We start from the raw sequence: 13,213 nt of genomic DNA, 5'->3' as shown, positions 1-13,213 counted from the left end.
ATGAGCTTAATAAGTAGCAACCCAGCAATTGCATCAAAAATAAATGACCTCTGGCAAAAATTCTGGAGTGGAGGAATCTCAAATCCATTGACAGCGATTGAGCAAATCACTTATTTGTTGTTCATGAAAAAATTGGACGATAACGATCTAAATGAAATGGCCAATGCTAAAGATTTTGGTTATGAATACAAGTCAAAATTCGAAGGTGTTTATTTGCTCCCGGCAGATAGGCCTAAGGAGGACGCTACTAAGAAAGAAATTGAAAAAATACTGAAGGACAAAGGAGTTGATAAGAATTCCTTGAGGTGGAGTCAAATAAAACGAATTACAAAAACCGATGCCATGTTGGAACATGTGCAACGTTATGCTTTTCCTTTTATAAAAGAACTTGACCAAACAGATTCTCCTTTTTCTAAGCACATGGCCAATGCTGTGTTCATCATTCCGAAACCCTCTCTTTTAAAAGAAGCGATAAGCAGTATTGATGACATCTTTGATGAGATTGATAAAGATGCAGACGAAAAAGGACAGGATTTCCAAGACATTCAAGGGGACGTATATGAAATGCTATTAAAGGAAATAGCTAGCGCTGGTAAAAATGGACAGTTCAGAACCCCTAGGCACATCATTAAGTTATTAGTTGAAATGGTTAAGCCAACTTGGAAGCAAAAAATTGCAGATCCCGCATGTGGTACGGGAGGTTTCTTGTTAGGTGCATATCAGTATATGGTTACTCACTTGAACGATAAGAAAGAATTGAAGAAGGTAAAACCTGATGAAGATGGTTTTATCCGTACAAGTGTAAGTGCTAAATTGACAGAGGATGTCAAAGAAATTATAGGAAAGAACCTTCGAGGATATGATATTGATCAAACTATGGTTCGATTAGGCCTAATGAACCTGATGATGCATGGGATTGATAGCCCTCAGATTAACTATAAAGACACTTTAAGCAAAAGCTATCATGAAACTGGTGATTACGACATTGTATTAGCGAACCCTCCATTTACCGGTAATGTAGATAAGGGAGATATAAATGAAGAGCTTAACCTTAAAACAACGAAGACTGAACTTCTATTTATAGAACGAATTTTTAACATGCTCAAGTCTGGAGGAACTGCAGGAATCGTTATTCCTCAAGGAGTCTTGTTTAGCTCAGGTAAGGCATTTAAAGATGCTAGAAAGTTAATGATTGAAAAATCTCAGTTGAAGGCTGTTGTCTCCATGCCAAGTGGTGTTTTTAAACCGTATGCTGGTGTAAGTACTGCTATTTTAATCTTTACAAAAGGTGGTGAAACAGATAATGTCTGGTTCTATGACATGGAGAGTGATGGGTATAGTATGGATGACAAACGTACTCCGCTTAAATTAAAAGGTGGAGCAGATGATCACGGTGATCTTCAAGAAATTATTCAGCAATACGAAAAGGCAAACCCAAAAAAGGATAACAATAGAAAAATTAAACACTTCTTTGTTTCGAAGCAGGAGATTGTAGATGAAGGGTACGATTTAAGTTTCTCTCGCTACCATGAAGAAGTGTTCGAAGAGATTGAATATGATAAACCAGAAGACATTTTGGAACGCCTTATAGGCAAAGACGGAAAAGGTGGTCTAGAAAAGGAAATAGTTGATGGATTAAAAGAGCTGAAAAAACTATTCTAATGGGGAAATTGAAAACAATTGGTGATTTAATTACCCCTGAAGGAGTTTTTACAGATGGGGATTGGATAGAAAGTAAAGATCAGGATCCTTCTGGGGGTGTACGTTTGATTCAATTAGCTGATATTGGTGATGGAGCATTCATCAATAAGTCTAGTCGATTTATGACCGAGGCAAAAGCTGAAAAATTAAAATGTACATATCTTCAAAAGGGAGATATTCTTGTTGCAAGAATGCCTGACCCCATAGGAAGAGCCTGTATCTTTCCTGGTCTAGATCAAAAAGCCGTTACTGTAGTAGATGTCTGTGTGATTCGACCTAATAACTCAGAAGTACATCCTCCATTTCTGAAGTTTCTAATCAATAACGACATTTTTAGAAGGGAGATCAATCGACATGTAACAGGCACAACTCGTAAAAGAATTTCTCGTAAAAACCTGAATCAAATTGAATTTGACCTACCTTCAATTGGAGATCAAAAGAGAATTGCTAAAATATTTGCAGATAGTGAAAAGTTGATCTCTAAAAGAAAAGAAAGTATTTCTCTGCTTGAGAAATTTCTTAAATCTACTTTTCTTGAAATGTTTGGAGATCCTGTATTTAATGATAAAGGATGGAAGACAGATGTTTTGGAAAATCTTACGTTAAAAATCGGTAGCGGCTCAACACCACGAGGAGGTAAAGAATCGTATAAAACTGTTGGGATTTCTTTGATAAGGAGTCTTAATGTTCATGATTATCGATTCAAGGTGAAGAACCTTGCTCGTATTGATAATGATCAAGCTGAAAAGCTAAAAAATGTGATTGTTAACAGTGGAGATGTACTGTTCAACATCACAGGAGCGTCTGTTTGCAGATGTACAGTTGTTCCAGATAGCATATTACCAGCTAGAGTAAACCAGCATGTTTCCATTATTAGAGTCAAAGACTCTAAGTTGAATCCAAATTTCTTGAACTACTTGTTATGCTCAGATAATTTCAAAAAACACTTGATTCGGATTGCTACTATAGGAGGTGCTACTCGTGAAGCAATAACAAAAGATCAATTGGAGAAATTGGAAATAATCGTTCCTTCTCCAAAAGCTCAAAAACAATTCGCTGAAATTGTAGATAAAGTTTTGTTACTTAAGAAGGTTGCCTATAAAAGTTTTGATGAACTAGTTGAACTTAACAGGACGATACAAAAACGGATTCTAAATCCAAAAAAGGGAGATGAAATAGATATTAGCAATATTTTAATTCAAGAAACAAGAGCATTTTCAACTGATAAAGTCGAAACTCCCGAAACATTCGAAGAGCAACTAAACAAAGAAGTAGAAAAATTTAGCCCTAAAAAGAAAGATCCAAAACGCGAGAAGATCGACATCTCAAAAATGACCTATCTGGATTTCATAGGTATGCCCGAAGAAATTCAAATGGAGAATTATGCTTCAGACTATTCGATCGAGACTGACTTTGTAGAAGAAGAATTGTTCTGGCAGTTCTTTCTGAAAGGCCGATACAAGAAAGAACCTTTCGATTTAGATCAAGTAGAGGCAGATTTTAATGAATACTTCATCCCTAAAGGGAAAGATTTCGAATATGAAGTTTACAAGAAACATCTCTTTAAATTCATAGAAGTAAACCCTCCGATAGTGGATCAGTACTTTGATGAAAATGATAACAGAATAAAATTAAGATTGACTGATGAAGCTTTTAAGGCTTAAAATAAACCAAGAGGAAGGCTTCAGGTCCTTACCAAAAGAATTTGAAATTTACTTTCTAAGGGATTTCGATTATTCTTTGGCATCGGATTTTAATCCGTATTTACTCGCAGGATCCAATGGAAGTGGAAAGTCCAATGTATTGGAAGCGTTAGCTGAAATATTCTTCCACTTAGATTGCATTTATTTAGCATACAAACCAAACTATTTCTATAAGAGTGAGAAGAACCCAAAGGGATTTGACCCTAAGGTATCACGGATTGATGCCTATGATTTAGAATATTTCACTTTCCTCGATAAGGACTTTGGAGATTTCGACAGAACCAAGAAAGTGCATGTTTCTATTGAAAAGAAGGCTGGTGAAAGGCCAATCGTTAAATGGGTGAATGAAGCTGAGTTTCGATCACCAGAATTAGAAGGACTTTCTCAAAAGGAAATCAAATTTCTATTGCCCGAATATGTTGTGGGTTATGCATCTGGAAACAATGAAACGTTGAGTCTGCCCTTCTTCAAAAGTCGATTCCTACAATTCGATGAATACGTAAGTGGGTTAGCAACTCAAGAGTTTGTTAGTCCCAGCCCAGAGGCTTCACTTGTATATCTCGAAGAATCATATAGCCAAGCCATCTTGTTGACAAACCTCTTAATGTGGGATTCTATCGAATACCCTGACAAGAAAAAGGTTCTTGAGCCATTCATGAACTATGTTGGTTTAACTGACGTTGATTCCTTCCGATTGGTAATTCGGCAGGATATCAACATGAACATAACAGGTTACCAAGATGACGATGAAGATGTTAAAACGAAATCAACATTCGAATCGAAAGTGAATCTTCTTCGTAATTTGGATTTGAAAGACCGTGAAGATTCTGTGTTCATTCGGTCTTATATCGAAAAATTAAAGAGATGTGCTTCTTCGTGGTATGAACAACAGAATTATGACACGTACCGAGAGGAGGATGATTTAGAAGAATACTTTGATGACAGTAAACATTTGGTTCTAGACTATAAGGTCAATGATGCGACTAAACAAGCATTCCAATTTCATTTTGAACATGATCCTTTAAAACTGTTTGAATTATTCCAATTACTTCTTGTTCAAGACTTGTACAAGGTAAGCATTAAGGAGAAAACAAATATTTATGGCTCGCAGAATATGTTCTTGAATCAAGACATCAGTCTTCGACCAAATGAGTTAGATCGAATCATTCGATTCAAGGATTTTCACATTAAAAAAGAAGGTCTTAAGGAAACGATTTTTACAAAATCGCTGTCAGATGGCGAACATCAATTTCTTCATTCCCTTGGACTTTGTCTACTGTTTAAAGATACACGTAGCTTATTTCTAATGGATGAACCTGAGACGCACTTTAATCCAGACTGGAAAGCCAAGTTTGTAACAAGTCTAAGAAATTGTTTCAGCAAAGAGGAAAAGTCAAGTGAAGAAACAATGCGTGAAATGTTGATCACGACACACTCACCTTATCTTATTTCAGATAGCAGAAGTGAGTATGTCCATGTATTCAAGAAAGACAGAGAAACAGGAAAAGTGATTGAGAATTTACGCCCAGGTTTTCAAACGTTTGGTACTTCTGTTAATAAGATTGGTATCCGAATTTTTGAGATGCCAAATACGATTGGAGAGTATGCGCAGCAGCGATTAAATGAGTTTGATAAAGAATTGAAAAGGCTCAAGTCGAAGAAGAGCTTGGAGAAATTGATAGTAAAAGTCAAATCAGAAATGGGAGACTCTGTTGAGAGAGTGCTGTTCGTCAATAAGATAATGGATAAAATTGAAGCGATTAAATAATGTTATTTACCTACAAGCATATACCACATCATATTGAAAAACTTCAGGAGTATCTGGACTTTTTATTCCATAACGTTTGGATTGTTGCTAAAGGAAATTTCAATTATAGAAAGCTTAAAGGCAATAAGGAGCTGTACGACATTTGTATTCAACTGGAAATTGACGATACCGAGTGGGGAAATTTCTTTAATGGGAGAATAGCTTGGATTTTCGATGAGTTTGTAAAGATTAAAGACGATAAATTTAAGAAAGACCTGATCAAAGCATATAAGGCAAATAACAATATAAAGAAATTGTGTGAAGACAAATCCTCTTTACCTATTACTTATGATGATATAGAAAGACAATACCCAGATCTAGCTAAAGCATTAAAATCGTTCTATGGCAGAATTTATGGGAGCAGTTCTCCTTTTAATTTGAAAGTTTTCGGCTTTTTAAATGATAAATTGATTGCAGAGTATGATGTTAAGTTTATGGAGGCAAACAATAAAGAGGTTTGTCCATTTTGCGGGATCAATCATCTTAAAGGGAACAACCATAGCTATCGAGAAGCTTATGATCATTACATTCCAAAAGGACTATACCCTTTTAATAGTTTGAATTTTAAGAACCTAGCACCTATGTGTCACGAGTGTAATTCAACATACAAGCTGTCCAAGGTTCCTATTTACAATAATGATGTAAAAAAAATAGACCCATTAATTAAAGAAACTCATCGGAGTTTAGCCTTCTTTCCATATGCCAAATCACATCCTAACATTGAAATAAAGATTGACTTGAAATCCAAAGACATAATTAATTTAAGGCCTAGTGAAATCGATCTAAAGATAGAAGCGACTGGTTATGACGAACATGTTGATACATGGTTAAGAGTTTTTGGAATGGAAGAAAGGTATAAAGCTCTTTTATGCAGTCCAAGCGAGGGTAAAGCTTGGTTTGATTCTATCATTGATGAATTTGAGAATGCAACGGAATTATCAGAAATTAATGATGCAGAATCTTATTACAAGGCTCAATTGAAAGATGCTAAGAAAGTTCCTTTATCCAGTTATGGCTTTATTAAGAGTGTTTTTTTAGAGGAGTGTAAAACTAAAGGATTATTCAAAAATGAGACACCAAAGTAACCATACACATTGCCAAGTCGCTCAAAAAGCCAACCGCAAGTGCCAAAACTTGTCAAAGAGTATGTTTACCCCAACGCTGAAAAAACGAAATGAAAAAATAAAAACGGCATACAACAAGGTATAAAATGCATAGCCACCCTGCGGGATGGCTACGACATCTTATACAGAACGTTGTGTGTAATTAAAACAAACCTAATTGAAAGAATTTGAGAAATACGAAGTCTGGGAAGATTATTGGTGTTATAAACCTACAAATAATCCCTCTTTCGAAATACTAAAAACACTCAATTATTATTGTTGGAATCCAAGAGAAAATGATGAAATTAAAATCAGAATTGAATCTTTCAACAATACTGAATTTCCAAGAGAAAATCAAATAAAAGCACTTGAGTTTGTTATAGAAAATGAATTTGCAATTTTAGACGGTATTTGGAATTATTATCAAAACTTGATTCTACCTGTATATAAATCAGCTATAGACATTGAAGCGGAAGATATTGCAAACAACAAATCAGAACTTTCAAAAATTTTCGGAGTTAAAGGGATTGAAATAGCTCCACTTGAATCGTATGATTCTGTTTACTTTTTAATTGAATTTGACTTCAAATATGATTGTGAACACGGACTCTGCTTACTATTTAAGAACAATACACCAATTGATTTATTTAGTGAAGGTGATAAAGATTATGATTCAATTGGAATTTATGAAAATGGACTTGAAAATGAAGATAAATCTCCTTTAAAAATTCATCTCAGTGAGACAAATGGAAATCCATTATTAGATGGACAATATTTCTATGACCAGATAATTGAATTTGCTTTATCAAAAGGAGCTTACAGAATATTTTATACAATTAATGATAGTCGAAGAGTCCGAAATTTCATTGTAAGTGAAAATCTCGAAAGATTTACATTGAAATATGTACTTAAAAATTGCGACATAAAATAAACTACACACAACATTGGCTATAATTAATACGGGTTTTGGTGCTTAACCCAAAGTTTAGTGTATTTTTATAATGTCCGCCAAATCTTTTGATTTGGTATTAAAAGAGAAAAATTAAAAACAAAATATAAAAATTCGGCTCTGTGTTAATCCGAAAAATTAGTGTCTTTTTATACGCTACGTTTCATACACAAGTCCGTTGTACTTAATTAATAAAAAAAATATGAGTGATTTTCCATGGTTCAAATCCTACCCAAGTGATGTGTCAAAAACAATAGAGCTAAATAGATACAATAACCTTGTTGAAATATTTGAGCAATCCGTAAAAAACTTTGGTGACAAAATCGCTTACAAAAACATGGATGTCGAAATGAGCTTTAACGAAGTTTCAGCACGTGTAGATGCGCTTGTTTGGCACCTTCAAAAAAATACGAAACTAAAAAAAGGAGACCGAATAGCACTTCAAATGCCCAACCTTCTTCAGTTTCCAATAACCATTTTTGCCTGTTTGAAGGCCGGCTTGGTAATCGTAAATACAAATCCTTTATATACGGCAGAGGAGATGCGCCACCAGTATAAAGATTCAGGAGCAAAAGCTATTATAATTCTGGAAAATTTTGCTCATAACCTTGAGCAAATTCTTGATGAAACTGAAATAGAAACAGTTATCACAACGACCATTGGTGATATGTTAGGTGGATTAAAGGGTGCTATCACAAATTTTGTCGTTCGAAAAGTAAAAAAAATGGTGCCCCCGTTTACCCTAAATGATACAACACCGCTAAAGCAAATTTTTAAAGATTGTAAAGGAAAGAAAGGCGCAGCAGTTTCTCTAGGGAAAGAGGATCATGCTTTTCTTCAATACACGGGTGGTACAACAGGAGTTTCAAAAGGAGCTACGCTATCTCACGGAAACATATGCGCTAATGTGCTACAAGTAGAGGCCTGGATTGGACATAAGTTTAAGGAGGGACAGGAAACCATCATCACTGCTCTTCCCATGTACCACATTTTTGCCTTAACAGCAAATTGTGTTGTCTTCTTTAGATATGGGGCAAAAAACATTTTGATCACCAATCCACGGGATATGAAAAGTTTTTGTAAAGACCTCAAGAAAAACCCCTTCACTTTTATCACCGGAGTAAATACTCTTTTCAATGGATTGCTCAACCAGGAAACCTTCCGTAGTCTAGATTTTAGCTCTCTTAAGATGGCTCTTGGGGGTGGGATGGCTGTTCAAGACGTCGTCGCCGCTGAATGGGAGAAAGTTACGAATAGTCCTCTTCTAGAAGCATATGGCTTATCTGAAACGAGTCCTGCAGCTACGATTAATCCGGTTGGGGGAACACACAAGGTGGGTACAATAGGCTTGCCTCTTCCGAATACGGATATCAAGATTTTTGATGATAGTAGAGCTGAAGTTGCCCAAGGTGAAAAGGGTGAAATCGGAATCAAAGGCCCACAGGTAATGAAGGGTTATTGGAACAGGATTGAAGAAACCGCCAATTGCATGCATGAAGAATATTTCCTCACGGGTGATGTTGGGATAATGGATGAAGATGGCTTTTTTAAAATAGTTGATCGGAAAAAAGAAATGGTCTTGGTTTCAGGATTTAACGTATATCCAAGTGAAGTAGAAAAAGCAATTACTGAAAATCCTAAGGTATTAGAAGTAGGTGTTTGTGGTGGTAAAAATGATGACGGAATAGAATACGTTCAAGCCTTCATTGTGAAAAAAGACGACTCTTTAACCAAAGAAGAGGTTATCAAAACTTGTAGAGATAATTTAACCAAATACAAAGTACCTAAGGTGATTCACTTTAGGGATGAGTTGCCGAAGTCCAATGTTGGAAAAATTCTGAGAAGGTTACTGAAATAGACCTTGTGTATAGACTAGTTCATCTGGCATAATGGATTGTCAAAGGCCCGTTCTTTGGTGGTAAGGCTTATGGAAGGAAACAAAATAAAACTTATAGAAATAATTTCCTGAAAGAATTAATCGTCCCATGTACAAATAAACGAAACAAACAAAGAGTTTTTCAGAAACCCAACACCAAATATTATGGCATAAAACAAAGACAAAAAATGTGGTTTTTGTGGCGGGAAAATTAATAGTTATGGAGAAATGGATGCAGACCATTATTCAGTTAAGTGTAGTGATAGAGGACCAATAAAAATAGCAAAACAGCTCATAGAGATCGTAATAGAGCAAACTAAGTACAACAAAACCTAAACTGCATTAAAACGCAGTTTAGCTCAAACGCTGTATACAATTACAAGAGACTATTACATGGTTTTAGATTTTCAGTACATTGAAATAGCTTACAAAGTTTAATTTTAATGTATAGGCCCTTACAAAACAAGTGAATTGTATGACGCTAGTCTCAAGATATCTTCAACAACCAAATATCGTATCTCCTTATTCCTTCAAATAAAATTATTCTGAAAATAAATTCAGAAGCTATCTCGAGCTTAGCCTTAGAGCATTTAATCTCGATCGAGTAAAATACTTTGCTACCGGGTTGATTCCCTTTTTTAAAATCCCAAAAGTACCCAGTTATGTCCCTTGTTTAATTGGTTTTAGCACGAATTGTTGGGTGTTTTCTTCATATGATCATTCTTTGTTTTTAAATAATATTCAAAAAGTCATACAAAATGTCAAAAATGGAAAAACAGTTACAGTTGATAATGTCTGCCATCTTTATAGTATTGGCAGGCTTTAGTGTTTATGGTCAAAATGTAGGAGACCAATTTACCGATGATAACATCACCTACGAAATTACTTCAATCACTACAGCCGAAGTTAGGATCGTGGTTTATGAGGGTTCGGCCACAGAGGTGGATATCCCCGGAACGGTCCTTCATAATGGCGAAACCTATGCAGTGACCCTCATTGGAGAAGATACCGATACTTTTCAAGGTGGTGTTATTCGACCTTTTATAGGAAAGGGGCTAATCCGTGTCACCATACCCAACACAGTAACCACTATTGGACTTGGGGCTTTTACTAACAATAAATTGACCGAGGTAGAAATACCGAACAGTGTCACTCATATAAGGAGGTGGGGCTTTTCCGGAAACAGTATAGAAGAGTTGAACATACCAGCCAATGTTGAATATATTGGGCCTGGCGCTTTTTTTGGAAGCCAAAACATTCCCATTGTGAGGTCCTATCGCAATCCACCACCAGAAATTGATGAAACAGCCTTTAGCCATCCTCTCGGCCCGAGCTTTATAAAAATGGATCTTGTGGTGCCCTTTGGTAGTATGCAGGCTTATGAAGATGCAGGCTGGAAGGACTTAGGGTTCGAGAATATTACCTCCGGAGTCACCAACTTGGATGGCGTTAGGTACGGAATTATTGACACTCCAAACGAAGTAACGGTGATTGGTAATGCAGGTGGTGTAGGCTTTAATATGACCATTCCTCCAACGGTGGAGATTGATGGGAGTACCTATCCAGTGACCGCTATAGGAGATGGTGCTTTTCGCGGCATAGGTGCGTTGCTAACGGTTATCATACAAGGCAATGTAAAAAGAATCGGGTTTCAGGCCTTTCATTCGCCAGACCTTAATCGCGTGACATTGAATTCCACAGATCCACCAATGCTCGATGAAGATGCCTTTGAGTATCCACAACGTCACGACAAAATAAAGGTGATCGTGCCCAAGGGCAAGGTGCAAGCTTATAAAGATGCAGGGTGGACAGGTTTTAATGATATCTTTTCGCTCATTGGACAAGAACACAATAATAATGGCTTTATATGGGAAGTCACATCGACATCCCCCAATGAAGTGGAGCTTCACAGACATATTGGTCTTAATGGAGTTCCCACTGGGGGCCACGTGGAGATCCCCTCGAAGGTAATCTACTTTGGAGGGGAGTATTTGGTAACCTCCATCGGGGATGATGCTATGCGGAACACGGATTCAAAGATTTGGGATGATGATCCGGAATCAATTGACAGAACATTAAACACCGTCCACATTCCCGAAAGTGTCACCAAGATCGGGAAAGGTGCTTTTGCAGACAACCAATTGACAGAGGTCACCATACCTGAAGGTGTTACCGAGATCGGAGATCATGCGTTTGCACATAACCAACTGACCGGTGTCGAGATTCCTACCGGTGTCACCAGTATCGGAGAGGGTGCTTTTTTGAACAACAACTTGGAAAGTGTTGAGATACCCAACAGTGTTACCAGTATCGAGGAGGGAGCTTTTTCGAACAGTAACTTGACCAGTGTGACCATACCGAGCAATGTGAGTAGGATTACAAGATGGGCCTATTCCTCCAACAAATTGACAGAGGTGACCATATCTAGCAATGTGACAGCCATAGAGTTGTATGCTTTTGAGGACAACCCGGATCTTCGTTTGGTAACGGTAGAGGCCAACGATCCCCCAGCGCTCCATAAGGATGCCTTTTCAGATGCGGACCGTGACCAAATAGACGTTGTGGTGCCCATGGGCAGCAGACAGACCTATTTGGACAATGGGTGGGGCGGGTTCAGGTCCATCAGCTTCGGAAACTTTACCATTGATGGCATCAAATACGCCATTACCTCTTCAAGAGAAGTAATGGTAGTCGACTATAGCGATACAACCACAGCGGTCATCATCCCCGAAACGGTGGATCATGGCGGGAACACCTACGATGTGATCGCTATCGGGGAAGAAGCTTTTCAAAACAACGAACTGGTTAGTGTTGAGATTCCATCCAGTGTCACCAGTATTGGGGAAATGGCTTTTAGTGATAACCTATTGACAGAGGTGACCATACCGGGCAGTGTTCAAAGTATAGGGTCTCAGGCCTTTTATAACAATCCGACCCTTGACCTGGTGACAGTAGGGGCCAATACCCCACCGGCACTCGATGCAATTGCTTTTGTAAATGCAAACCGTCACCAAATAGACCTTGTAGTGCCCATGGACACCAGACAAGCTTATTTGGATAATGGATGGAGTGGGTTTAGATCCATATCGGATGGCAGTACTCCTCCTAGGCCAACTATTGATGCCCCGCAAAATGTGGATGGTTCAGAACCCTTTACGGTAAACATTAGATTCGATGATGAGGTCACGGATTTTGGGTTGTGCGGTATCCAAGTTGCTAATGCCATGGTAAGCGACTTTACGGGGAGCGGATCGACATATACCGTTACCATTGTACCCGAGTTGCTCTGTGATGGCAACATTACCATCAATGTACCGGCCAATATGGTCATGGGCACAAACAGTTTATCCTATCTGGCGGCACAGCTGGTAAACGTAGCTGTTGTGGATACTATTGCTCCAACAATAACATGTGCCGCCGATGTGGAGGCCAATGCTTCTGATAATGGTACTGGCGATTGTACCACTACTGTCGACCTTGGAACCCCTGTTACCGCCGACAACTGTTCTGTTACCACTGTTGTTGCCCAGGTAAATGGTACAGATATAGATCCCGATACCTATGAGTTCGGTATCGGAGAAACTACCGTGACCTGGATTGTAACTGATGATGCCGGAAATACCGCTTCTTGTGGGCAGATCGTGACCGTTGCTACCGGGAATTGTAGTAACTCTAAGGAGCCGCTTATGGATTTCAATAGAGGGTTTTCTCCTAACGGCGATGGCATTGGCGATACCTTGGTGATCGAGGGCCTTGAAGCGTATGGGAACAACGTAGTGAAGATATATGACCTAAGCCAACGCTTGCTGTTCAGCGCTCATTATGGGGGACCGGGCGATGGTTGGGACGGCACCCATAAAGGCGGGCGAGTACCAGTTGGCTCCTATGTATGTGTGATAGACTACAACGAATCGGGGCTGGACTACGAGACAAAAATGATATATGTCAATTACTGATTGTTCCTCTAATCAAAAAGAGTTCTCTGATACCCGCGCCAGGACTCCCCTTTTTCAAGCAAAAAATTAAATACATATAAAATCGAAAATAATGAGAAACGTAATTCAAGATTCTTTT

General features: G+C 38.0%; 7 protein-coding genes. All 7 read left to right on the top strand.

From position 1 onward, the window contains the following. Positions 1-1,662 carry an N-6 DNA methylase gene (locus DK508_RS04740; protein WP_109299604.1) on the top strand — a complete coding sequence of 554 codons (1,662 nt, stop codon included), beginning with the start codon at positions 1-3 and terminating at the stop codon, positions 1,660-1,662. Beyond that, positions 1,662-3,365, top strand: coding sequence for a restriction endonuclease subunit S (locus DK508_RS04735; RefSeq protein ID WP_109299603.1), 1,704 nt, complete (start codon positions 1,662-1,664; stop codon positions 3,363-3,365). Before DK508_RS04740 ends, DK508_RS04735 begins: the two co-directional genes overlap by 1 nt. Further along, positions 3,346-5,172 (top strand): restriction system-associated AAA family ATPase, encoded by a 1,827-nt coding sequence (locus DK508_RS04730; protein ID WP_109299602.1) that lies wholly within the window; start codon positions 3,346-3,348, stop codon positions 5,170-5,172. Before DK508_RS04735 ends, DK508_RS04730 begins: the two co-directional genes overlap by 20 nt. After that, complete coding sequence (locus DK508_RS04725; RefSeq protein WP_109299601.1) at positions 5,172-6,296, top strand: hypothetical protein; 1,125 nt, start codon at positions 5,172-5,174, stop codon at positions 6,294-6,296. Before DK508_RS04730 ends, DK508_RS04725 begins: the two co-directional genes overlap by 1 nt. Positions 6,297-6,492: 196 nt before the next feature. Then, positions 6,493-7,245, top strand: a complete 753-nt coding sequence (locus DK508_RS04720; protein ID WP_109299600.1) for a hypothetical protein — start codon at positions 6,493-6,495, stop codon at positions 7,243-7,245. Between the two features lie 220 nt (positions 7,246-7,465). Then, entirely contained in the window at positions 7,466-9,121 is a 1,656-nt protein-coding gene (locus DK508_RS04715) for an AMP-binding protein (RefSeq protein WP_109299599.1), read from the top strand. Between the two features lie 776 nt (positions 9,122-9,897). Continuing rightward, entirely contained in the window at positions 9,898-13,095 is a 3,198-nt protein-coding gene (locus tag DK508_RS04710) for a leucine-rich repeat protein (RefSeq protein WP_109299598.1), read from the top strand. Positions 13,096-13,213: the final 118 nt, after the last annotated feature.

The organism is Aquimarina sp. AU474 (assembly GCF_900312815.1).
Classification (GTDB): Bacteria; Bacteroidota; Bacteroidia; order Flavobacteriales; family Flavobacteriaceae; genus Aquimarina.
The sequence above is the reverse complement of the archived record's forward strand: the minus strand, read 5'-3'. Positions and strand labels throughout refer to the sequence as shown.